Genomic DNA, 21,797 nt, shown 5'->3' with positions numbered 1-21,797 from the left:
TCCGCCACCGCCACCGGCCTCACCCGGCACCCCCAACGTAACGCGCCCCGCCCACAATTCAGTGGCGAATCAGCCATGCCACCAGCACGCTGGCCCCATGAAAGCCCAGCACGCCGACAGCACCGCCACGTCCGCCGTCCCGGCCGCCCCGTCCGCCGAGCCGCCCACGCCGGGCCGTCAGATCCGCGCCCTGCACACGGACTCGACGATCACGGTCTACCAGGCCTACGCCCCCGGGCTCGGCGTTCCCGCGGCCCGCGACGGCCGCTTCCCCGCCGCCTGGAAGCGGGACCGCATGACGTGGATCAAACCGTCCTTCCTCTGGATGATGTACCGCAGCGGCTGGGCCACGAAGGAGGGGCAGCAGACCGTGCTGGCCGTCGAGATCACCCGCGAGGGCTTCGACTGGGCGCTGCGCAACGCCTGCCTCTCGCACTACGCGCGCGGCCTCCACCCCGACGAAGCCGCCTGGAAGCGCGCCCTGCGCCAGGCCCCCGCCCGGGTCCAGTGGGACCCCGAACGGGACCTCCGCCTCCATCCCCTGCCCCACCGCTCGCTCCAGCTCGGCCTGGCGGGCGACGCCTCCCGCCGCTACGCGGACGAGTGGACGGTCTCCATCACGGACGTCACCGCCCTGGCGCGGGACGTCCACGCCCTCGTACGCGCCGGAGACCTCTCGGCGGCCGAGAAGCTGCTCCCCGCCGAGCGGCCCTATCCGGCGGGCGACGCCGAACTGGCCCATCTGGGGGCGTGAGCGAGCGGCCCCGCCCGCCAGGCCGTCAGCCGCCGAGAACCGCTGTCAGGGCGCCCACCACGTCCTCGTCCGCCTCTCCCTCCGGCCACCAGTCGTCCGCTCCGGGCTCGCTCTGGTACGGATACCAGCGGCCGTCGCGGCCGAAGCGGAGCTGGAGGGCGCCCTCCGCGTTCGTGAGGTGGTTGCGGTGGATCGTCATGCGGGGAAGGTCCGCCGACGCGAGGGCGCCACGCGCTCGGTCGAAGGGTCCGGCCGGGGGGTCCCAGGGGGATTCGAGGACCGCCAGGCCGTCCTCGCCGCCCTGACGCCAGGCCGCCGCCGCCCGGGAGAGGTCGCCGGGGGTGCGGCCCACCGAGCGGGCCAGCTCGGCGAACTGGCGGCTGAAGGTCCTGCGGCCCGTCAGCCCCGGGTGCGAGGCCGCCAGGCGGACCGCGTCGTGCCAGGGGGACGCGGCCGTGAACGGGTCCGCCCCGGTGGTGAGGAACGCGTGCGCCCGCGTCGCCGCGTCCGTGATCAGGAATTCCAGGGAGGCCGGATCCGGGGCGCCCGGCATGGCCGGCAGGACCGGCGGCTCACCCGGGTGCGCCGGGGGCGCCTGCGGGGGCGGCAGGGGACGACGGACGTCCTTGGCGAGGACGTCCCTGGCCAGGACCCCCGGGAGCGCCGGGCCTCCCGGGAGCGCCGGTGCCGGACCGGCGGTGGGTGCGGGGGACGTGGGCTCGGGCGGGCGCGTGGGGGTGGGCTCCGGCGTCTGCGCAGGTGCGGCGGCGGGGGCCGCGGCAGGCACGGCGGCGGGGGCTGCCGGGGCTGGGGCGGGCGACGGTGCGCCGTCCGGGGCGGTCTGTTCCGCCGCCGAGGCACGGGCGTTGCGGTGGGCCAGCTCGTCCAGGAGGTCGGGCTCCTCGCCGCCGCGCAGGAGCAGCAGGACGAAGGGGTCGGCGTCCAGGAGGCGGGCCGTCTGGTAGGCCAGGGCCGCCGCGTGTTTGCAGGGGTGGCCGCGGTCGGGGCAGGTGCAGGAGGGGGACAGCTCGCGGGCGCCCGGCAGGAGGGGGACGTCCGCGCGGTCCGCCGCGTCGGCCAGGGCGTGCGGCATGTCCTTGTCCAGGAGGGCGGCGATGTGCGCGGGGTCGTCCGTCACCGCGTCCAGGAAGCGGTCCCAGTGCTCGGGCAGCATCGTGCGCAGGCGGATCTCCGCGCGGTAGGGGCGGGGGCGGCTGCCGTGGACGTAAGCCACGATGCGGCCGGGGGCGACGGTGATCGTGTCGACCGCGCCGCCACGCGCGTACGTCCGGCCGCGCGCCAGGCGGGCCTGGTCGAGGGCGCCGGCCTCCAGCGCGTCGATCCAGGCGTTGCCCCACCAGGTCGCGGCGAACGGCGCCTCGGGGTCGGGGTGCGGCGGCAGGGCGGGGAAGACGCGGCCGCTGCCCATGCGGCTCGTCTCGCTCATCCCGCTGGCCCAGCCGAGCCCGCCCCGGCGCCTCATGCCGTCCTCCGCAGGGCGACGAGGTCCGCGAGCTCCGCGTCGGACAGTTCCGTGAGGGCGGCTTCGCCGCCGTCGCCGAGCACCGCGTCCGCCAGCGCCTGCTTCGCGGCGAGCAGTTCGGCGATGCGGTCCTCCACCGTGCCCTCGGTGATCAGGCGGTGCACCTGGACGGGCCGGGTCTGGCCGATGCGGTAGGCGCGGTCCGTGGCCTGCTCCTCGACCGCGGGGTTCCACCAGCGGTCGTAGTGGATGACGTGGCCCGCGCGCGTGAGGTTCAGGCCCGTGCCCGCCGCCTTCAGGGACAGCAGGAAGACCGGGACCTCGCCCGACTGGAAGCGGTCCACCATCTCCTCGCGCCGCGCGACCGGCGTGCCGCCGTGCAGGAGCTGGGTGCCGACGCCCCTGGTGGAGAGGTGGGCCTCCAGGAGCCGCGCCATCTCCACGTACTGCGTGAAGATCAGCACGGCCCCCGCGCTCTCCGACTCGGTGAGGATCGTGTCCAGGAGTTCGTCGAGCAGCTCCAGCTTGCCCGAGCGGGGGCGGCCCGAGCGGGTGCTGAGCGCGCCGTCCTTCAGATACTGCGCCGGGTGGTTGCAGATCTGCTTCAGCGCCATCAGCAGCTTCATCACGAGGCCGCGCCGCGCGATGCCCTTCGACGCCTCGATGCGGGCCAGCGTCTCGCGGACCACCGCCTCGTACAGCGAGGCCTGTTCGCGGGTGAGCGTGACCGGGTGGTCCGTCTCCGTTTTCGGCGGCAGCTCGGGGGCGATGCCCGGGTCGGACTTCTTGCGGCGGAGGAGGAAGGGCCGGACCAGGCGGGCCAGGCGGACCATCGCCTCGTCGTTCTCGGCGTTCTCACCGCCCTCCACCAGGCGCGCGTGCCGGGCGCGGAACGCCTTGAGGGGGCCGAGCAGCCCCGGGGTCGTCCAGTCGAGGAGGGCCCACAGCTCGGAGAGGTTGTTCTCCACGGGGGTGCCGGTGAGGGCGACGCGGGCCGGGGAGGGGATGGTGCGCAGCGCCTTCGCGGTGGCCGCGTGCGGATTCTTGACGTGCTGCGCCTCGTCGGCGACCACCAGGCCCCAGGGCCTGGCGGCGAGGTCGGCGGCGCTCGTGCGCATCGTGGCGTACGTGGTGAGGACGAAGCCGCCGGTCAGGTCCGCGAGGGTGCGGCCCTGGCCGTGGAAGCGGCGCACCGGCACGCCCGGCGCGAACCGCTCGATCTCCCGCTGCCAGTTGCCGAGCAGCGAGGCGGGGCAGACCACCAGCGTCGGCGCGGGGTGCGCGCGGTGGAGGTGCAGGGCGATCAGCGTGACCGTCTTGCCGAGGCCCATGTCGTCGGCGAGGCAGCCGCCGAGGCCGAGGGAGGTCATGCGGTCCAGCCAGGCGAGGCCCCGCAGTTGGTAGTCGCGGAGCGTCGCGTGCAGGCCGGGGGGCTGGGCGACCGTGCCGAGGTCGCCCGTCACGCGCTCGCGCAGCCCGGCCAGCGCGCCGACGGGCACGGCGGGCACCTGTTCGCCGTCGACCTCGGCCGTGCCGGTGAGCGCCACGGACAGCGCGTCCACCGGGTCGAGCAGCCCGAGGTCCCGCTTGCGCGCCTTGCGGACGAGGTCGGGGTCGACGACCACCCACTGGTCGCGGAGCCGGACGACCGGGCGGTGCGCCTCGGCGAGAAGGTCGAGCTCCGCCTCGGTCAGCGGCTCGCCGGCCTGGTCGCCGAGCGCTATCTGCCAGCGGAACTCCAGGAGCTCCTCGGTCTTGAAGAAGTCGAAGTTGTCCGCGGCGGTGCCGGGGGCGGGGCGGACGACAGCCGTGGCGGTGAGGCCGCGCGTCAGCTCGCGCGGCCAGTGGACGGTCACGCCCGCCGCGCCGAGCCGGCCCGCCGCCGCGCCCAGGAGGTCGTACAGCTCCTCCTCGCTGAGCGGCAGCACGTCGGGCACGGGCCGTTCGAGCAGGCGGGCCAGGGGTGGCCAGACGCGGGCCGCGCGCCGCACGGCGAGCAGGGTGTCCACGGTGGCGCGGGGGCCGAAGTGGTCCGCGCCGGCCCAGAGCCGCGGCACGTCGGTGACGAGCGAGGGGTCGGCGAGGCTGTGCACCTGCACGACGGCCGCGGCGGGGCTGGCCACGGCCGCGCGGGAGACCCCTGCGCCCGCCGCCCGGTCCGCCTCGCCGCCGCCCTGGTCCGGCCCCTCCGCGTCCGCCCCGTCGAACACCTCGTGGGCCCGCAGGTCGAGCCGCAGCGACACCCGCACCCCGGCGTCGACCCCGGCCGCGACCTCCGCCGCCCAGCCCCGCGCCCCCGGCAGCCGCTGCGGCTCGCGCGCGGCGAAGGGGGCGCCCACGGCGTGCGCGGCGGCGGGCGACCGCGGCAGGGCGTCGACCACCGCGTCCACGAAGGCCCTGACCAGGGCGAACTGCTCCGGCAGCAGCAGCGGTCCGGCTCCCGGCAGCGGCACGGCGTGCGCCTCGGCGGGCAGGGCGGCGGCGATGGCCCTGAGCTGGGCCACGTCCGACTCGTCCAGCGGTCCCGCCCGCCAGGCGTCGACATCGCCGGTGGTGACACCGGGCAGCAGCCTGCCGCGCGCGGCCAGATGCAGGGCGTGCCGCGCGGCGGCGCCCCAGCAGGCCGCGGCGGGATGCGGGCGCGCGGCGCGCAGCAGCAGCGGCACGGCCTCGGCCACGGGCAGAAACAGCGCGGGGACCGTGCGGGCGCGGGCCCCCTTGCCGTGCCTGCGGGCGACGACGATCTCCCCCCGGTCTCCGGTCCAGGCCTCCCCCGGCCCGAAGCCGTCCGCCGGCTCACCGCTCCCCGGCAGGTCCCCGCCGTCCGCCCGCCAGAACGCGATCCGCCCCTCCCTCGGCGCCTCCGCCGGGAGGAAGACGGCCGCGCAGGATCGCACGACCGAGGCGTGGCCGGCCGTCGCCGCCTCCACCGTCACCGCCACCACCTCGCTCCCTCTCCCGGTGCGCACCCGGCGGGGCCCTCCCCCGAGAATCCACGCGACCTCACGAGAGCCCAGCTCAGAGCACCGGTCCCGCGCACCTGACCCGACATTCGCCACCCTAGGCCAGACCACTGACAACGGGCGCCGACGCCGAAGCGGTGGAGGCGGGGCGCGGCGAAAATCGGATGCGGTGGCGCCCCGGGGCCCCGCATCATCCCCCCATGGCCCCTTCGGAACGCACGGTCGTCCCCACCCTCTTCCCGCCCCCGGGCTACGCGCACGCCGCCGTGGTCGAGGCCGGCGCCCGGCTGGCCTTCATGGCGGGCTCCGTCCCCCTCGACCCGGCGGGCAGGCTCGTCGGTGAGGGAGACGTCACCCGCCAGACCGAGCAGGTCATCGCCAACCTCGACGAGGCCCTGCGCGCGGTGGGCAGCGACCTGTCGCAGGTGGTGGCCAGCACGGTGTACGTGGTGAGCGACGAGGTCTCGGCGCTCAGCGAGGCCTGGGCGGTCGTCCGCGCGTCCGCCCTGCACGCGGGCCCGCACACCTCGACGCTGCTCGGCACCACCTGCCTCGGCTATCCGGGCCAGCTCGTCGAGATCACGGCCACCGCCGTCGTCCCCGAGGGCGCCGGAGCCGGCCCGGACGCCGAGGGCGGCGCGTGATCGCCCCGGTCGAGCTGCGCCCGGCCACCGGGTCCGACGGCGCCGCCGTCGCCGACGTCTATCTGCGCTCCTACGACGCCGCGCTGCCGTCGGTGCGGCGGGCCCACAGCGACGACGAGGTGCGGGACTTCTTCACGTACGTCGTGGTGCCGCGCGGCGGGACCTGGCTCGCACAGGCCGCGGGCGAGCCCGTCGGCATGATGGTGCTGGAGGGCGACGAGCTGAGCCAGCTCTACCTCGCCCCCGAGTGGCGCGGGCACGGCATCGGCGACCGGTTCGTGGCCCTGGCCAAGGAGCACCGCCCGCAGGGCCTCTCGCTCTGGACGTTCCAGGTCAACGCCCCCGCGCACCGCTTCTACGCACGCCATGGCTTCACCGAGGCGGAGCGTACGGACGGCTCCGGCAACGAGGAGCGCGAGCCGGACGTCCGCTTCGTCTGGCGGCCCGGCGCTCAGGCGCCCGGGGGCTGATCCTTGGCCCGTCGCGCCAGGCCGAGGGCGTACTCGGGCCACCACTGCCCGGCCTTCGGCCCGCCGCGGCAGGTTCCGTCGGACTCTCCGGGCCGCTTGACCCACAGGTAGGCGTCGAGCGAGGCGTCGCCGGTCCTCGTGGTGGGCGGGGTGCCCAGCGCCCGGCCCGGCGGGTTGCACCAGGCGTCCACGCCGACGTAGGGGCCGTTGCCGTTGCGGCTGCTGTCGACGACGAAACGCCCGCCGCCGTCGAGCGCCCGGACGAGCCGGTGGCCGTACGCGGTGCTCGCCGCGTCCGTGTAGTGGTTGGCGACGTTCAGCGCGAAGCCGTCGGCCGCGGCGATCCCCGCGGCGCGCAGCGGGCCGACCAGGCGTCGCTCGTCCGGGATCCAGCCCGCGTTGCCCGCGTCCAGGTACACCTTGGTGTTCGGCACGCGCTTCAGGGTCCGTACCGCGTGGGCGAGCAGTTCGTACCGTTCGCCGGCGGCGGCCCCCTTGCAGCCGGCCACCATGTGCGCGACGGCGTCCGGCTCGACGATCACGTACGCGCCCGTGGCGCCGAGCCCGGCGGCGAAGTCGTCGATGTATGCGCGGTACTGGGCGGCGTCGCGGGCGCCGCCCGCGGAGTACGCCCCGCAGTCGCGGTGCGGGATGAAGTAGGCGACGAGGACGGCGGTGCGGCCCTGCTTCGACGCCGCCTCCACCTGGGCGCGCACGGTGGCGCCCGGCCCGTCCTCGTTCAGCCAGACGGCCTGCGGGCGGGCGGCGACGCGCTCGATCATGCGGGCGTCGTCCATCCTGCCCTGCCGTCGCCACACGGCGGCCTGCCGGGCGGCGGCGCTGTCGGGCTCGACCCAGAAGGCGCCCGCGCCCCCTCGTGCCGCCCCGCCGCCACCGGCCCCCTCCCGTGCCGCGGGCCCGCCGTCGGTGTGCGCGTGCCCGGTCGCCGCCGCGGCGAGCAGGAGGGCAGCGGCCGTGAGGACGCGGGCGAGGAGGCGGCGCCTGCCCCGGCGGAGCGGGGGGCGGGGGCGGCTCGGGAGCTGTTCTGGCACCGGGGACTCCACTGGCTCGGCGCCGGTCCTGCCCGGCGCGTTCCCCGGAGTGTGCGGTCGCCGCGCCCCTGCCGCGGCGGCTCCCCCGCCGGGACGGCGGCAGTTCACCCCGGAGAATCACTCCTACGGCAGCGGCGCTCGTCCGACGCCTCGCGCCCAAGTGCGCGCTCCCGCCCGGGGTTTGCTCCCCCGCACCCCGCGCCCCGCACCCCGACCCGCGACTCCCGACCCGCCTCCGCCGGAGCCGCGCTCACCTCGCCGGCAGGGCCCGCGTCACTCCCTGAACCGGTCCGTCGCCGCCGCCAGCCGGTCGGCGATCCCGGGCGCCCCCGCGTTGTGCCCCGCCTCGTCCACGAGGATCAGCTCGCTGCCCGGCCACGCCTCGCGCAGCCGCCACGGGATGCCGAGGAGGTTGCCGAAGTCCAGGCTGCCCTGGACGACCACGCCCGGGATGCCGGCCAGCGAGGGCGCGTCCCGCAGGACCACCTCGTCGCCGCCCAGCCAGTGGTCGTGGGCGAAGTAGTGCGTGACGGTCCGTGCGAAACCGGCCCGGAAGTCCGCGTCCTCGTAGCGTGCGATGGACCTCGGCGGCGCCGGTGCGAACGCCGTCTCCCAGTCCGTCCAGGCCCGCGCGGCGGCGGCCCGTACCGCCGCGTCCGGTGAGGCGAGCAGGCGGTTGTAGGCGGCGGCGAGATCCCCGTCCCGCTCGTCGGCCGGCACGCCGTCCCTGAACGCCCGCCATGCCTCGGGGAAGATCCGCCCCAGCCCGCGCGTGAGCAGCTCGACCTCGGCGCGGCTGCCCGTGGCGAGCCCCGTGAGGACCAGCTCCGAGACCCGGTCGGGGTGCGTCTGCGCGTACCGCAGTCCGAGGACGGAACCGAAGGAGACGCCCCACACCAGCCACTTCTCGATCCGCAGCGCTCGCCGGAGCAGTTCGAGGTCGCCGAGGAGGTGCTTCATGGTGTTGGCGCCCATGTCAGTGGCCGGGTCGCTCGCGTGCGGGGTGGAACGGCCGCTGCCCCGCTGGTCGAGCAGGACGATCCGGTAGGCGTCGGGGTCGAAGTACCGGCGGAAGAAGGGGGTGCAGCCGGAGCCGGGGCCGCCGTGCAGCACCACGGCGGGTTTGCCGAGCGGGTTGCCGCAGACCTCCCAGTACACGCGGTTGCCGTCGCCGACGTCGAGCATGCCGTGGTCGTAGGGTTCGATGTCCGGATAGAGGCCCATCGGCGCAGCCTAGACGCGCCCTCCGTCACTCCGCGCGGGCATTTCTCATGCGCCCGTAGGAGTACACGCAGCCCGCGAGCGCCAGGTCGGAGAGGAGCATGAAGCCGATGGAGTACGAGTCCTTGGCGCTGTAGATCGCGCCCATGACCAGGGGCGGCAGGAAGCCGCCGAGTCCGCCGACCGCGCCCACGATGCCGGTGACGGAGCCGACCTTCGGCTGCGGGGTGACCTGGGAGACGAGCGCGAAGACGCTGCCGCTCGCGGTGCCGAGACCGGCCGCCATGAGCAGGAAGCAGATCGTGCCCACCGGGTTCAGCCGGGGATCGAAGGCCTGTACGACGGCGAAGAGCGCGACCAGCGCGAGGGCGCCCGTGGTGACCGTGGCAGGGTGGAAGCGGTCCGACAGCCAGCCGCCGATGGGTCGGAAGACGACGGTGACCAGCGCGAACCCGGCCGCTTTGGTGCCCGCGTCGGTGGGTGAGAGGTCGTACCAGGTCTTCAGATAGGTGGGCAAGTACACGCCGAAGGCGACGATGCCGCCGAAGCCGATCGCGTAGAGGGCGGAGAGCTCCCAGGTGACCTGCAGCCGTCCCGCCTGCCCGAGGCGGGCGCCGAGGGGCTCGGTGGGCACGGGCCGGTCGGGACGGTCCCTGATGAGCAGCGCGGCGAGCGCCGCGAAGACCGCGAGCGCGATGGCCACGATGACGTACGGCAGGTTGTCGCCGTGTTCGGCGATGCGGGGCGTGAAGTAGCCGGAGAGCGCCACGCCGCCCATGCCCATGCCGAAGACGCCGAGCGCGAAGCCCCTGCGGGCCGGCGGGAACCAGGAGTTGACCAGGGGGATGCCGATGGCGAACGTGGTCCCGCCGAGGCCGAGCAGGAAGCCGACCGCGAGCATCGCGCCGAAGTTGTTCCTGGCCGGGATGATCAGCAGCACCGGGATGATCGTGAGCGCCGAGACGAGCGGGAACATCAGCCGGGCGCCGTAGCGGTCGGTCAGGGCGCCGACCGGCACGCGGCCGAGGGAGCCGACGATCACCGGGACGGCGACCAGGAGCGACTGCTCGAAGGAGCTCAGGCCCAGCCGGTCGCTGAAGTCGCTGCCGAGCGGCGCCACCAGGTCCCAGGCCCAGAAGGTGAGCGTGAAGCCGATGGTGGCGACGGCCAGGTTCCGGTAGGCGGCGCCGGAGGGCTTCCGCGCGCCGGTCGCCGCGGCGCCTGCCCCGGCCTGGGGACCACCGGAGGCACGGGAAGGCGGCTCGGCCGCACGCGTCTCATCCACGCCCTCACGCTAGGAACGGCCACCCGGCACGGCCTGCTCTGCTGGGCCGTTCGGGTGCAGACCCGCTTCGAAGGCCGCCGAGCGCAGCACCTCGCGCAGCATCCCGGGCGTGAGGCGTCCGGTGAACGTGTTGCGCTGGCTGACGTGGAAGCAGCCGAAGACGTCGAGCGGCTCCTGCCCCTGGCCGCCCGCGAGCCGCACATGTGTCCCGTGCCCGAACGCGGGGCGCGGCTTCGGCACCTGCCAGTCCGCCGCCGCGAAGGCGGGCAGCGCCGCCTGCCAGCCGAAGCCGCCGAGCACGACGACCGCCCTGAGCGTGGGCGCGAGCAGCTTCAGCTCACCCACCAGCCAGGAGCGGCACGTGTCGCGCTCCTCCGTCGTGGGCTTGTTGGCGGGCGGGGCGCAGTGCACGGGCGAGGTGATGCGGGTGCCGTACAGCGTCAGGCCGTCGTCGGCGCTCTCGGCGGTGGGCCGCGAGGCGAGGCCGACGTCGTACAGCGCCGGGTAGAGGAACTCCCCCGAGCGGTCGCCCGTGAACATCCGTCCGGTGCGGTTCGCTCCGTGCGCGGCGGGCGCGAGGCCGACGATCAGGAGCGAGGCGTCGTGCGGACCGAAGCCGGGCACCGGGCGCCCCCAGTACGTCCAGTCCTCGAAGGCCGCCCGCTTGGTGCGCGCCACCTCCTCGCGCCACGCGACGAGGCGCGGGCAGGCGCGGCAGCCGATGATCCGCTGGTCCAGTTCGCTCAGGCCGTCCATATCCTCCACCGTACGTACGCGGACACCGCCACCATGGCCACGCCTACCCGCGAACGCTCAGGTCAGCGCGGCAGGCTCGGCACGGTAGCCCCGAACCGTTCTGCCGGGCGCCGGACGCGGTCTATGGTCGGTGCATGGCTTCGGAGACTTCGGGCGGCGGCCAGGAACGCACGCCGGGCAGCACGCGGACCGACGAGGGCGCCGTGCGCGTGGACAGCTGGATCTGGTCGGTCCGCCTCACCAAGACGCGCTCCGCGGGCGCCGCCGCCTGCAAGGGCGGCCACGTACGGGTCAACGGGGAGCGCGTCAAGCCCGCGTACGGCCTGCGTGTGGGCGACGAGGTGCGGCTGCGGCAGGCGGGCAACCGGGAGCGGATCGTCGTCGTCAAGCGCCTCATCCGCAAGCGCGTCGGCGCCCCGGTCGCCGTGGAGTGCTACGTCGACAACTCCCCGCCGCCCCCGCCGCGCGTGGCCGCCGCCCCCGCGGGCATCCGCGACCGGGGCGCCGGCCGCCCCACGAAGCGCGACCGCCGCGAACTGGAACGCCTGCTCGGCAGCGGGGAGGGCTAGCGTCGGGGCGGCGGGGTGGCGCACTGGTCCGGCACCCGCCCCGCATCGGCTCTGTGCGCGTCCAGCGCGTTCCCGTCCTCCTTATCTATCCTGGAATGGAGGGAGACGAACGCCGATGTCGCATACGCACCGAATCCAGCACCACACCCGGCACCGCACCCCGCACCACAGCTCACACCCGCCCCGTACCGGCAGTGAACCGGTGACCGCGCGGAGTCCGCTCCGCATGCGCCTGTGGTTCAGCGTGTGGGGACTGCTCTGGGCCGCCTTCGGGACCACGGCCTTCGCCCTGACCGGGCGCACGGGCTGGGCGGTGGCGTGCGGTGTGCTGCTGCTCGTCGTCGCGGCCGACCTGGCGTGGGTGGCGCACCGGCTGCGCCAGGGCCCGCACTTCCAGCCGGGCCGCGACATCCCGCCGTACGAGCCGCCGGACCCGCGTTAGCCCGCATGGGCCGAAGACGCCCCGTGACGGTGCGGCGGTGACAGACGGGAGCGGGCTCAGCCCTCGTCGTCGAAGCGGGCCGCCGCCAGGTACTCCGGCTGGGGGTCGAGCGCCGCGGCGAGGCGGAAGTGGCGGCGCGCCCGCTCGGGCTGCGCGCCGCGCTCATAGGTGCGGGCCAGCGCGAAGTGCGCGAAGGCGTTGTCCGGCTCCCGCTCCAGGACGATGCTGAACTCCAGCTCGGCGGCGCGCAGTTGCGCGGAGGCGAAGAAGGCGCGCGCTCTCAGCAGCCTGGCCGCGGTGTTCTCGGGGTGCGCGGCGATGACCGTGTCCAGCAGCTTGACCGCGCCGCGCGGATCGCGCGCGGCAAGGAGCTGCTCCGCCGCGCGGAAGTCGATGACATGCGTTTCCGGGGTGATGTCGGGCACGCCGGACTCCTTCCCTCACTCCCCCGCGCCAACGCCCGCCGCAGCGGCATCTATTCCTCGGACACCGTCCGCCACAGCGGCAGGCATTCCTCGGACACCGTCCGCCACAACGGCAGGCATTCCGTGGACACCGCCCGCGACGTCACGGACGCGCCCTGCGTACGAGGTCCGCCCACACCTCGGCCACCCGCTCCCGGAGACCGTCGAGCGGCCCGTCGTTGTCGATCACGATGTCCGCGATCTCCAGACGCTTGTCGCGGGTGGCCTGCGCGGCCATCCGCGCGCGGGCGTCCTCCTCGCTCATGCCGCGCAGCCGCACCAGGCGGTCGAGCTGCGTCCGCGGGCTCGCGTCGACGACGATCACCAGGTCGTAGAGGGGCGCGAGGCCGTTCTCGGTGAGCAGCGGCACGTCATGGACGACCACCGCGTCCTCGGCGGCGGAGCGTTCGAGTTCGGCGGAGCGGGCGCCGACGAGCGGGTGCACGATCGAGTTGAGCACGGAGAGCTTCTCGGCGTCGGCAAAGACGACCGAGCCGAGGCGCGGCCGGTCCAGGGAGCCGTCGGGGGCGAGGACCTCCTCGCCGAAGGCCTCGACGACGGCCGCGAGGCCGGGAGTCCCCGGCTCGACCACCTCGCGCGCGATCTTGTCGGCGTCGATCAGGACGGCTCCGGACGCGGCCAGCAGCCGCGAGACTTCACTCTTGCCGGCGCCGATCCCACCGGTCAGGCCCACCTTCAGCATGACCGGAAGCCTAGACCCTGGGTCCGGCACCGGCTTCGGGGCCCCGGGCCGGCAACCGACCCCAGGGCCCCGGTGTCACGCCTCGCCCTCCCGCTCGGCGAGGAAGCGCTCGAACTCGCGGCCGATCTCGTCGGCGGAGGGGATGTCGGCCGGTTCGGCCAGCATGTTGCCGCGGTCCTGGGCCCCCGCGGCGGCGTCGTACTGGTGCTCAAGGCCCTGGACGAGCGCGACCAGTTCCTCGTCGCCCTCCTGGATCTGCCGGTCGATCTCGGTCTGGGTGCGGTGGGCCTCGGTGCGCAGTCCGTGCGCGGCGCCGGGCAGCACCAGGCCGGTCGCGGCGGTGATCGCCTCAAGGACGGTGAGCGCCGCGTCCGGGTACGCGGAGCGGGCGATGTAGTGCGGGACGTGGGCGGCGAGGCCCAGCACGTCGTGCCCCGCTTCCAGGAGGCGGTACTCCACCAGGGAGGCCGCGCTCCCCGGCACCTGCGCCTCGTCGAAGGGGCTGCGGTGGCCCGGCACCAGGTCGGTGCGGTTGCCGTGCGGGGTGAGGCCCACGGGGCGGGTGTGCGGCACGCCCATCGGGATGCCGTGGAAGTTCACCGCGAGGCGGACGCCGAGCCGCTCCACGATCTCCTTGACGGCCGCCGCGAACCGCTCCCACTCGATGTCCGGCTCGGGGCCGGAGAGCAGCAGGAAGGGCGCCCCCGTGGCGTCCTGGAGCAGCCGGACGTCGAGCGTCGGGACCTCGTAGTCGGTCCAGCGGTCGCGCCGGAAGGTGAGCAGCGGACGGCGGGCGCGGTAGTCGACGAGCCGGTCGTGGTCGAACCGCGCCACCACCTGCCCGGGAAGGCTGTCCGTCAGCCGCTCGACGATCTGGTCGCCGGTTTCGCCCGCATCGATGTAGCCGTCGAAGTGGTAGAGCATGACAAGACCGGCCGATTCCTGGGCCAGCGCCATGTCGACGACGGCCAGGCCCTTCGGCTCCCATGCGTACAAACCCTGCGGATCAAGCACTGTGACCGCTCCTCCTCGTGTTCCTGAAGAAGAACAAGCCGTCCGGCCCGCACATTCCCGCCCGCCCCGCGATTCCGCCCCGTGAACACCCCGACAGCGCCGCCCAGTTCACCCCCGGACGCCTCGCACGCACCTCTGGTCCAGACCTTGACGCGGACATGTCCCGCCCCTACGTTCATGTGGACACCCGGCGTTCATGTACGAGAACCGTGCGGGAACGCCCCCTCCGGACGGGAAGGCACCCCCCATGCGCACCCGACGCACACTGCTCACCGCCCTGCTGACCGCGACGGCCGCCACCGCCGGCCTGGCCGTGAGCGCCACCGCCGCCCCCGGCGCGGCACCCGCGCGGACCATCGAGGTGTCCACCGCGGCCCAGCTCAAGGCGGCGCTCACCGGCGCCTCCCCCGGCGACACGATCCACCTGGCCGAGGGAAGCTACTCCGGGAACTTCACGACCTCGGTGGCGGCGAGCGCCGGCTCCCGCATCACGCTGACCGGCTCGTCGAAGGCGGTGCTCAAGGCAGGCGGCGGCTACGGCCTGCACCTGAACGGGGCCGCCTACTGGACGGTCAAGGGCATCACCGTCACCGGCGGCCAGAAGGGCATCATGATCGACTCGGCCCGCGGCGTCGTCCTGGACGGCGTCACGGTGCACGGCCTCGACATGGAGGGCGTCCACTTCCGCAAGTCGAGCCGCGACGGCGTGATCAGGAATTCACGCGTCTACGACACGGGCAACGACGGCCGCGGCATGGGCGAGGGCGTCTACGTGGGCACCGCCAACACGCTGTCCGACAAGAGCGACAACGTCCGGATCCTCGGCAACACGATCGGCCCCGGCGTCGGCGGCGAGGCGGTCGACATCAAGGAGGGCACCACCGGCGGCACGGTCTCGGGCAACACCTTCGACGGCGAGGGCCTGACCGGCGTCCACTACGACGACTCGTGGATCGACGTGAAGGGCAACGGCTACGTCATCGAGAACAACACCGGCAAGAACACCACGAACAACGGCTACGAGACCCACTCCCAGCAGCCCGGCTGGGGCTGCGGCACGGTCTTCCGCGGCAACAGGTCCACCCTGACGGGCGCGACGGGCGGCAAGCAACTCGCCATCAACGTGACGAACCACAGCGGAAGCTGCAAGACGACGGTCCACGCCAGCAACACGGTGACGGGCGGCAAGGGCCTGACGAACATCCCGGTCACACCGTAGGAGAGCGCCGCCCCGAGTGGGCGAGGTCCCGCAGGGACGAGCCCTCGGGGGCGCGGGGAACTGCGCGACAAGCCCCCCACCAACCGCCGGCCGAAGGCCTCCGCACCCGAGAGGCCCCCACGCACAGCCCCCGGCACACGAAACGGGCCCGCATCCCCCCGAAGGGGAACGCGGGCCCGCAGCGCTATTCAGCTACGCCCAGGGGCGAGCCTCAGCTCTGGCCACCGGCCAGCTTCTCGCGAAGCGCGGCGAGCGCCTCGTCCGAAGCCAGGGCGCCGGAGTTGTCGTCCGACTCCGAGGAGTACGAACCGCCGCCGCCACCGGAGGCGGCCGGAGCGGCGCCGGCCGGAGCCGCCGCACCCTCGGCCTCGGCCTGCGCGTCGGCCTCGCGGGACTTGATGACCTGAGCCTGGTGCTGCTCGAAGCGCTGCTGCGCCTCGGCGTACTGGGTCTCCCAGGCCTCGCGCTGGGTCTCGTAGCCCTCGAGCCAGTCGTTGGTCTCGGGGTCGAAGCCCTCCGGGTAGATGTAGTTGCCCTGGTCGTCGTAGGACGCGGCCATGCCGTACAGGGTCGGGTCGAACTCGACGGCCGACGGGTCGGCGCCGAAGGACTCGTTGGCCTGCTTCAGCGACAGCGAGATCCGGCGACGCTCGAGGTCGATGTCGATGACCTTGACGAAGATCTCGTCGTTGACCTGGACGACCTGCTCCGGGATCTCCACGTGGCGCTCGGCCAGCTCGGAGATGTGGACCAGGCCCTCGATGCCCTCGTCGACGCGCACGAACGCACCGAACGGAACGAGCTTGGTGACCTTACCGGGAACGACCTGCCCGATCTGGTGCGTGCGGGCGAACTGCTGCCACGGGTCTTCCTGCGTCGCCTTGAGCGACAGGGAGACGCGCTCGCGGTCCATGTCCACGTCGAGAACCTCGACGGTGACTTCCTGGCCGACCTCGACAACCTCGGAGGGGTGGTCGATGTGCTTCCAGGAAAGCTCGGAGACGTGCACGAGACCGTCGACGCCGCCGAGGTCCACGAACGCGCCGAAGTTGACGATCGAGGAAACGACGCCGGAGCGGACCTGGCCCTTCTGCAGGGTCGTGAGGAAGGTCTGGCGGACCTCGCTCTGGGTCTGCTCGAGCCAGGCACGGCGGGACAGGACCACGTTGTTGCGGTTCTTGTCCAGCTCGATGATCTTGGCCTCGAGCTCCTTGCCCACGTAGGGCTGGAGGTCGCGGACGCGGCGCATCTCGACGAGGGAGGCCGGCAGGAAGCCACGGAGGCCGATGTCGAGGATGAGACCACCCTTGACGACCTCGATGACGGTACCGGTGACGATGCCGTCTTCTTCCTTGATCTTCTCGATCGTGCCCCAGGCACGCTCGTACTGAGCGCGCTTCTTGGACAGGATCAGACGGCCTTCCTTGTCCTCCTTCTGGAGAACCAGGGCCTCGATCTCGTCACCGACGGCGACGACCTCGTTCGGGTCGACGTCGTGCTTGATGGAGAGCTCGCGGCTCGGGATGACGCCTTCGGTCTTGTAACCGATGTCGAGCAGGACCTCGTCCCGGTCGACCTTCACGATGACGCCGTCGACGATGTCGCCGTCGTTGAAATACTTGATCGTCTCGTCGATCGCGGCGAGGAAGGCTTCCTCGTTACCGATGTCGTTGACCGCTACCTGCGGGGTGGTGGCGGTGGTCTCGGTGCTGCTCGTCATGTGGGTTAGGGCTCCGGTACGGACATTGAAGTCGTAGGTACTGCAACGCCGGGAGCCGATTTCGCTCTGCAGAAGCCGGACAGCCTAGGAAGCGCGACTTCCGGCGAGCGGAAGGCGCCTCGACAACCGAGGGGACATACAACAGACGCGAGCGCAGCCTGCTATGTCTGAGGAGCGCAGGCTCGCAGCGCAACTTGTAGCATACGGGGGCAGCCGGGCAGGGTCAATGCGCGAAGACGCACACCCGGGGCGGATCGCCGCATACCCGGCACAAAACCTGTCACATGAGGCCACACGGGCCGCACGGCGCGCCCTCGCGACGGTCCGACGAAGATTACGACGATGGAGCCGATCATCCAAGAGCCCGAACCGCCCGAGCCCGAAGCCACCCGCCGTGCCGCCGACGTCACCGAGAGCAGCCGCGCCAACCGCGGCTGGTGGGACCGGAACGCCGACGACTACCAGGTCGAGCACGGCACGTTCCTCGGCGACGACCGCTTCGTGTGGGGCCCCGAGGGGCTCGACGAAGTAGAGGCGGAGCTCCTCGGTCCGCCCGAGGAGCTGAAGGGCAAGGACATCCTGGAGATCGGCGCCGGCGCCGCCCAGTGCTCGCGCTGGCTGCTCTCCCAGGGCGCCAGGCCCGTCGCCCTCGACCTCTCCCACCGCCAGCTCCAGCACGCGCTGCGGATCGGCGGCTCGGTGCCGCTGGTGCAGGCCGACGCGGGGGTGCTGCCCTTCCGGGACGGCTCCTTCGACCTGGCCTGCTCCGCCTACGGCGCGCTGCCCTTCGTCGCCGACCCGGTGCTCGTCCTCAAAGACGTGCACCGCGTGCTGCGGCCCGGCGGCCGGTTCGTCTTCTCCGCCACGCACCCCATCCGCTGGGCCTTCCCCGACGAGCCGGGCCCCGAGGGCCTGTCCGTGGCGGCCTCGTACTTCGACCGCACTCCGTACGTGGAGCAGGACGAGGAGGGCAACGCCGTCTACGTGGAGCACCACAGGACCCTCGGCGACCGGGTGCGGGACATCGTCGCGGGCGGCTTCCGCCTGGTCGACATCGTCGAGCCGGAGTGGCCCGCCTGGAACACCCAGGAGTGGGGCGGCTGGTCCCCGCTGCGCGGCAACCTGATCCCGGGTACGGCCATCTACGTGTGCGTACGAGACTGACCGGGTGATCCCTGACGCCGCCGCACTGAACCTGCCCGTCCGCGAGGCGCTGCCCGCCCTCCGCGCCGCTCTGGAGGGCCCCGGCAGCGCCGTGCTCTGCGCGCCGCCCGGCACCGGCAAGACGACGCTGGTGCCGCTGGCGCTCGCGGGCCTGGCCGGCCCGCCGGACGACGCCTGTGCCGGAGTACGCCGTGTCGTCGTCGCCGAGCCGCGGCGGATCGCCGCACGGGCCGCCGCGCGGCGCATGGCCTGGCTGCTCGGCGAGAAGGCGGGCGACCGCGTCGGCTACACCGTGCGCGGGGAGCGCGTCGTGGGCCCGCACACGCGCGTGGAGGTCGTCACGACCGGTGTCCTGCTCCAGCGGCTCCAGCGGGACCAGGAACTGGCCGGCGTGGACGCCGTGATCATCGACGAGTGCCACGAGCGGCATCTGGACGCCGACACCGTGGCGGCCTTCCTCGTCGACGTACGGGCCGCGCTCCGGCCCGAGCTGCGCCTCGTGGCCGCGTCGGCGACGACCGACGCGGCGGGCTGGGCGCGGGTCCTCGGGGACGCGCCCGTGGTGGAGGCGCGGGGCGTCAGCCACCCCGTGGAGGTGGTCTGGGCGCCGCCCGCGGCTCCCGTGCGGCCGCCGCACGGCATGCGGGTCGACCCCGCGCTGCTCACGCATGTGGCGTCCGTGGTGCGGCGGGCCCTCGCCGAGCGGGACGGTGACGTCCTGTGCTTCCTGCCCGGGGTCGGCGAGATCGCGCGGGTGGCCGGGCAGCTGGACGGTCTGGGCGTGGAGGTGCTCCAGGTGCACGGGCGGGCTCCCGCCGCGGTGCAGGACGCGGTCCTCGCCGGGTCGGCGGGCCGCCGGGTCGTGCTCGCCACGTCTGTGGCCGAATCGTCGTTGACGGTGCCCGGGGTGCGGGTGGTCGTGGACTCCGGGCTGGCGCGCGAGCCGCGCGTGGACCACGCGCGCGGGCTGAGCGCCCTGGCGACGGTGCGTGCCTCGCAGGCGGCGGGGCGGCAGCGCGCGGGCCGGGCGGGACGTGAGGCATCGGGCGCCGTGTACCGCTGCTGGGCGGAGGCCGAGGACGGGCGTCTGCCGCGTTTCCCCGCGCCGGAGATCAAGGTGGCCGACCTCTCCGCGTTCGCCCTCCAGGCGGCCTGCTGGGGCGATCCGGACGCCTCCGGGCTCGCCCTGCTCGACCCACCGCCCGGCGGCGCGATGGCGGCGGCGCGGGGCGTGCTCACGGCGGTGGGAGCGGTGGACGCGGAGACGGGGCGGGTCACGGAGCGCGGCACGCGGCTGGCCCGGGTGGGCCTGCATCCGCGCCTGGCCCGCGCCCTGCTCGACGCGGCACCCCTGGTGGGCACGCGTGAGGCCGCGGAAATCGTCGCCCTGCTGAGCGAGGAACCGCCGCGGGAGTACGGGGACGACCTGGGCGCGGCGTGGCGGGCGGCGCGGCGGGGCGGGGACGGGTACGCGGGGCGGTGGCGCGCGGAGACGAGGCGGCTGACGGGGGCCTTGACGGCTGCCGGGCGGCAGGCCGGCGGGAGGGCGGACTCCCTCGGGGGCGGAGCCGTGGAGGGGACCGTGGCGGCGCTCGCCTTTCCCGAGCGGGTGGCTCGGCGGGTCGATGGCGGGGCCTATCTCATGGCCAACGGCACCCGTGCCGAGCTGCGGCCGGGATCGGCGCTGACCGACGCCCCCTGGCTGGCCGTGGCCGCCGCGGACCGTCCCGTCGGCGCCGGCCACGCGCGCGTGCTGCTCGCCGCCGCCGTCGACGAGGACGTCGCACGGAGCGCCGCCGCGGCGCTGTACCGGGCGGGGGACGAGGTGGCCTGGTCCGGAGGTGACTTGGTGGCGCGGCACGTCGAGTACCTCGGAGCGGTGGAGCTGAGCGCCCGCCCGCTCCGTGACCCGGACCCCCGTCTCGTACGAGAAGGCCTGCTGAGCGGTCTGCGGGAGGAAGGGACCGAGCTGCTGAAGTGGTCCCGGGGCGCGCGTGAGCTGCGGGAGCGGCTGGCGTTCCTGCACCGGCATCTCGGCGCGCCCTGGCCCGACGTGTCGGAGGACGCCCTCCACGCGCGCGTGGACGAGTGGCTGGAGCCCGAGCTCTCGCGGGCGCGGCGTCGCTCCGATCTCGGCAGGATCGACGCGGGGCAGTGCCTCCAGCGGCTGCTGCCGTGGGCCGGGGGCCGGGCCGCGCGCCTGGACGAGCTGGCCCCGGAGCGCCTTGAGGTGCCGAGCGGGTCGCGGGTGCGGCTCGACTACGCCGATCCCGAGCGGCCCGTCCTGGCGGTGAAGCTCCAGGAGATGTTCGGGCTCGCGGAGACGCCGCGGATCGCGGACGGGGCCGTGCCCGTCCAGGTCCATCTGCTCTCCCCCGCGGGGCGGCCGGCGGCCGTCACGGCGGACCTCGCCTCGTTCTGGCGCGAGGGCTACCGCGCGGTCCGTGCCGAGCTGCGCGGCCGGTACCCGAAGCACCCGTGGCCCGAGGACCCCGCGACCGCCGCGCCTACCCGGCACACCAAGGCCCGCCAGGCGCTGCGGGACGCCGGCGGCTAGGCCGTGGCCGGTTCCGGTTCGGGGTCGCTGGAGGCCGTCGGTCCGGGGCCGCCGCGACCTCGGCCGCGGGCCTCCAGCCAGAGCGAGAGGGCGAGCAGGAGCAGCCCGAGGCCGAGGCAGCCCCAAGGCAGGTACGAGGTCAGCAGGAGCACCAGGACGCGCTGGGACTTCACGAGGTCGACCGTGCTCTCGATGTAGTCATCGCGCATCTTCACGTGCCCCTCGAAGACCGTGAGCCTGTCGCGGTCGCCCAGGAGCGTGCCGCCGCGCAGCTCGTTCTTCTGGATCTCCTCGCCGTAGACGGGCGCTCCGGTGGCCGGCTCGACCCAGAACTTGCGGACGGTGGTGTACCAGCGTGTGGTGCCGGTCTCGGCGAGCGACGCGGCGGTGATGCCCTTGACCGGCATCACCTTGGGGAAGGGCACCTTCGTCCAGGGGATGGTCTGTTCGAAGTAGTAGACCTCCATGCCCCGGAAGGTCCGCGTCCCCTTGTAGTGGATGGGCTTGGTGACGCGGGCCTGCGCGTCGAAGTACTCGTAGTCCCGCTTCTCGGTCAGGAACGGCCACTTGAACTCCAGGCCCTGGCGTCTGACCGGGTCCCCGTCGACGGACTCCCCGGCGGCGTGCACCGGCTCCTGGCTGTGGGCGTCGAAGATGTAGCGCTCGGGGATCTTGGAGACCGGCCTGCCCTTGTCGTCCTCGACGTAGCTGAGGGCGTCCCAGACCACGACGTCGCGGTCGGTGCTCTCCTCGATCTTCTCGGAGGCCTCCACGTTGCCCTTGAGGGTCTGCACGATGGTCACCTTGTCGATCTTCTTGGCGGTCATCGTGGCGTAGTCGATCAGGGTCGGGTTCTTCGCCTCCAGGACCGCGTCCTGGTACTGGCCCGGCGGGATCTTCGCGAGGCGCGGGAAGGCGTACCAGCGCATGAGCGGGGACATCGCCGTGAAGAACACGGCGAAGGCGAGCAGAACGAGGCCTGCCTTGCGGCGCATCGCGGCGGCCCTCCCTCCGTCTACGGGGCTCTGGGCGGTGGCTACGGGTGCTCGGGCACCGTGGTGAGCAGCGGCTCCGGCGATGTCTCGCCCGGCGAGGCGCCGATCGCCGTCACGACCAGGACCAGGGCGAACGCTGCCGCGAGGCCGATGACGGCGGCGATGAGGGCACGCATACGGGGCCTCCCGGCGGAATCCGGACCGGAACTGATAGGGCGTCAGGTCCGGCACCGTAGCAACGCGGCGGCGAGATGAGAACACGTCGCACGCGACAGGACCGCCCCCGCGCCGTGGTCGGCGCGGGGGCGGTCCTGTCCGGGTT

The 21,797-nt window shown here is 74.0% G+C and carries 20 protein-coding genes; 8 read left to right on the top strand and 12 right to left on the bottom strand.

Translation table 11 applies throughout. The annotated features are described in order from the left end of the window. Nucleotides 1–97: 97 nt before the first annotated feature. Complete coding sequence (locus DCW30_RS33205) at nucleotides 98–754, top strand: DUF4291 domain-containing protein (RefSeq protein ID WP_079250170.1); 657 nt, start codon at nucleotides 98–100, stop codon at nucleotides 752–754. Between the two features lie 25 nt (nucleotides 755–779). Here the strand turns inward: DCW30_RS33205 and DCW30_RS33200 are convergent, their stop codons facing one another. Both DCW30_RS33200 and DCW30_RS33195 read right to left on the bottom strand, forming a co-directional pair. After that, the gene (locus DCW30_RS33200) at nucleotides 780–2,237 is read right to left on the bottom strand and encodes an SWIM zinc finger family protein (protein ID WP_237283453.1); all 1,458 of its coding nucleotides are present in this window, start codon (nucleotides 2,235–2,237) and stop codon (nucleotides 780–782) included. Further along, on the bottom strand, nucleotides 2,234–5,173 hold the full coding sequence (locus tag DCW30_RS33195; RefSeq protein ID WP_418347333.1) for a DEAD/DEAH box helicase: 2,940 nt from the start codon (nucleotides 5,171–5,173) through the stop codon (nucleotides 2,234–2,236). The genes DCW30_RS33200 and DCW30_RS33195 overlap by 4 nt, the downstream gene beginning before the upstream one ends. Nucleotides 5,174–5,400: 227 nt before the next feature. Here DCW30_RS33195 and DCW30_RS33190 point away from each other — a divergent pair, with 227 nt between their 5' ends. Continuing rightward, nucleotides 5,401–5,844, top strand: coding sequence for a RidA family protein (locus DCW30_RS33190; RefSeq protein ID WP_237283452.1), 444 nt, complete (start codon nucleotides 5,401–5,403; stop codon nucleotides 5,842–5,844). Then, entirely contained in the window at nucleotides 5,841–6,314 is a 474-nt protein-coding gene (locus DCW30_RS33185) for a GNAT family N-acetyltransferase (protein ID WP_103557511.1), read from the top strand. The genes DCW30_RS33190 and DCW30_RS33185 overlap by 4 nt, the downstream gene beginning before the upstream one ends. Here DCW30_RS33185 and DCW30_RS33180 read toward each other — a convergent pair. The 4 genes from DCW30_RS33180 to DCW30_RS33165 form a co-directional block, all read right to left on the bottom strand. Continuing rightward, nucleotides 6,296–7,276, bottom strand: coding sequence for a glycoside hydrolase family 6 protein (locus DCW30_RS33180; RefSeq protein WP_079250421.1), 981 nt, complete (start codon nucleotides 7,274–7,276; stop codon nucleotides 6,296–6,298). The genes DCW30_RS33185 and DCW30_RS33180 overlap by 19 nt on opposite strands. Before the next feature lie 363 nt (nucleotides 7,277–7,639). Further along, entirely contained in the window at nucleotides 7,640–8,590 is a 951-nt protein-coding gene (pip, locus tag DCW30_RS33175) for a prolyl aminopeptidase (RefSeq protein WP_076686798.1), read from the bottom strand. Nucleotides 8,591–8,615: 25 nt separating this feature from the next. After that, entirely contained in the window at nucleotides 8,616–9,758 is a 1,143-nt protein-coding gene (locus DCW30_RS33170; RefSeq protein WP_076689441.1) for an MFS transporter, read from the bottom strand. A gap of 123 nt (nucleotides 9,759–9,881) precedes the next feature. After that, on the bottom strand, nucleotides 9,882–10,628 hold the full coding sequence (locus DCW30_RS33165; protein ID WP_076686797.1) for a uracil-DNA glycosylase: 747 nt from the start codon (nucleotides 10,626–10,628) through the stop codon (nucleotides 9,882–9,884). A gap of 134 nt (nucleotides 10,629–10,762) precedes the next feature. On the opposite strand from DCW30_RS33165, the gene DCW30_RS33160 reads away from it, so the two are divergent. Both DCW30_RS33160 and DCW30_RS33155 read left to right on the top strand, forming a co-directional pair. Continuing rightward, a complete protein-coding gene (locus tag DCW30_RS33160; RefSeq protein WP_076686796.1) occupies nucleotides 10,763–11,197 on the top strand; it encodes an RNA-binding S4 domain-containing protein in 435 nt (144 codons plus the stop codon). 115 nt (nucleotides 11,198–11,312) lie between these two features. Then, on the top strand, nucleotides 11,313–11,639 hold the full coding sequence (locus DCW30_RS33155) for a DUF6343 family protein (RefSeq protein ID WP_237283451.1): 327 nt from the start codon (nucleotides 11,313–11,315) through the stop codon (nucleotides 11,637–11,639). 56 nt (nucleotides 11,640–11,695) lie between these two features. Here the strand turns inward: DCW30_RS33155 and DCW30_RS33150 are convergent, their stop codons facing one another. The 3 genes from DCW30_RS33150 to DCW30_RS33140 form a co-directional block, all read right to left on the bottom strand. Continuing rightward, a complete protein-coding gene (locus DCW30_RS33150; RefSeq protein WP_076686794.1) occupies nucleotides 11,696–12,064 on the bottom strand; it encodes a tetratricopeptide repeat protein in 369 nt (122 codons plus the stop codon). A gap of 142 nt (nucleotides 12,065–12,206) precedes the next feature. After that, nucleotides 12,207–12,806, bottom strand: a complete 600-nt coding sequence (gene coaE, locus DCW30_RS33145; protein ID WP_076686793.1) for a dephospho-CoA kinase — start codon at nucleotides 12,804–12,806, stop codon at nucleotides 12,207–12,209. Nucleotides 12,807–12,881: 75 nt separating this feature from the next. Next, on the bottom strand, nucleotides 12,882–13,820 hold the full coding sequence (locus DCW30_RS33140) for a PAC2 family protein (RefSeq protein ID WP_062780338.1): 939 nt from the start codon (nucleotides 13,818–13,820) through the stop codon (nucleotides 12,882–12,884). A 247-nt stretch (nucleotides 13,821–14,067) separates the two neighbouring features. On the opposite strand from DCW30_RS33140, the gene DCW30_RS33135 reads away from it, so the two are divergent. Beyond that, nucleotides 14,068–15,039: a right-handed parallel beta-helix repeat-containing protein gene (locus DCW30_RS33135; RefSeq protein WP_076686792.1), complete on the top strand. Its 972-nt coding sequence runs from the start codon at nucleotides 14,068–14,070 to the stop codon at nucleotides 15,037–15,039. Nucleotides 15,040–15,250: 211 nt separating this feature from the next. On the opposite strand, the gene rpsA is transcribed toward DCW30_RS33135, so the two are convergent. Beyond that, nucleotides 15,251–16,759: a 30S ribosomal protein S1 gene (rpsA, locus tag DCW30_RS33130; protein WP_062780336.1), complete on the bottom strand. Its 1,509-nt coding sequence runs from the start codon at nucleotides 16,757–16,759 to the stop codon at nucleotides 15,251–15,253. Nucleotides 16,760–17,101: 342 nt separating this feature from the next. Here rpsA and DCW30_RS33125 point away from each other — a divergent pair, with 342 nt between their 5' ends. After that, on the top strand, nucleotides 17,102–17,923 hold the full coding sequence (locus DCW30_RS33125) for a class I SAM-dependent methyltransferase (RefSeq protein WP_103557510.1): 822 nt from the start codon (nucleotides 17,102–17,104) through the stop codon (nucleotides 17,921–17,923). Between the two features lie 4 nt (nucleotides 17,924–17,927). Beyond that, nucleotides 17,928–20,480: an ATP-dependent helicase HrpB gene (hrpB, locus tag DCW30_RS33120; RefSeq protein ID WP_076686791.1), complete on the top strand. Its 2,553-nt coding sequence runs from the start codon at nucleotides 17,928–17,930 to the stop codon at nucleotides 20,478–20,480. Here hrpB and pgfA read toward each other — a convergent pair. Together pgfA and DCW30_RS33110 are read right to left on the bottom strand one after the other, a co-directional pair. Continuing rightward, complete coding sequence (gene pgfA / locus DCW30_RS33115) at nucleotides 20,477–21,475, bottom strand: cell envelope lipid trafficking protein PgfA (protein ID WP_076686790.1); 999 nt, start codon at nucleotides 21,473–21,475, stop codon at nucleotides 20,477–20,479. The two genes, hrpB and pgfA, sit on opposite strands and share 4 nt — an antisense overlap. 41 nt (nucleotides 21,476–21,516) lie before the next feature. Next, nucleotides 21,517–21,651, bottom strand: a complete 135-nt coding sequence (locus DCW30_RS33110) for an SPW_0924 family protein (protein ID WP_103557509.1) — start codon at nucleotides 21,649–21,651, stop codon at nucleotides 21,517–21,519. Between the last annotated feature and the right edge of the window lie 146 nt (nucleotides 21,652–21,797).

The organism is Streptomyces alfalfae (assembly GCF_004127445.1).
GTDB classification, from domain to species: Bacteria; Actinomycetota; Actinomycetes; order Streptomycetales; family Streptomycetaceae; genus Streptomyces; species Streptomyces alfalfae.
This window is presented reverse-complemented; position numbering and strand designations above follow the sequence as displayed.

Bases quoted from the DNA above. Each gene is read 5' to 3' on its own strand.
- DCW30_RS33205 (WP_079250170.1), top strand. From the start codon at position 98: ATGAAAGCCCAGCACGCCGACAGCACCGCCACGTCCGCCGTCCCGGCC.
- DCW30_RS33200 (WP_237283453.1), bottom strand. From the start codon at position 2,237: ATGAGGCGCCGGGGCGGGCTCGGCTGGGCCAGCGGGATGAGCGAGACG.
- DCW30_RS33190 (WP_237283452.1), top strand. From the start codon at position 5,401: ATGGCCCCTTCGGAACGCACGGTCGTCCCCACCCTCTTCCCGCCCCCG.
- pip (WP_076686798.1), bottom strand. From the start codon at position 8,590: ATGGGCCTCTATCCGGACATCGAACCCTACGACCACGGCATGCTCGAC.
- DCW30_RS33165 (WP_076686797.1), bottom strand. From the start codon at position 10,628: ATGGACGGCCTGAGCGAACTGGACCAGCGGATCATCGGCTGCCGCGCC.
- DCW30_RS33160 (WP_076686796.1), top strand. From the start codon at position 10,763: ATGGCTTCGGAGACTTCGGGCGGCGGCCAGGAACGCACGCCGGGCAGC.
- DCW30_RS33155 (WP_237283451.1), top strand. From the start codon at position 11,313: ATGTCGCATACGCACCGAATCCAGCACCACACCCGGCACCGCACCCCG.
- coaE (WP_076686793.1), bottom strand. From the start codon at position 12,806: ATGCTGAAGGTGGGCCTGACCGGTGGGATCGGCGCCGGCAAGAGTGAA.
- DCW30_RS33135 (WP_076686792.1), top strand. From the start codon at position 14,068: ATGCGCACCCGACGCACACTGCTCACCGCCCTGCTGACCGCGACGGCC.
- rpsA (WP_062780336.1), bottom strand. From the start codon at position 16,759: ATGACGAGCAGCACCGAGACCACCGCCACCACCCCGCAGGTAGCGGTC.
- DCW30_RS33125 (WP_103557510.1), top strand. From the start codon at position 17,102: ATGGAGCCGATCATCCAAGAGCCCGAACCGCCCGAGCCCGAAGCCACC.
- pgfA (WP_076686790.1), bottom strand. From the start codon at position 21,475: ATGCGCCGCAAGGCAGGCCTCGTTCTGCTCGCCTTCGCCGTGTTCTTC.
- DCW30_RS33110 (WP_103557509.1), bottom strand. From the start codon at position 21,651: ATGCGTGCCCTCATCGCCGCCGTCATCGGCCTCGCGGCAGCGTTCGCC.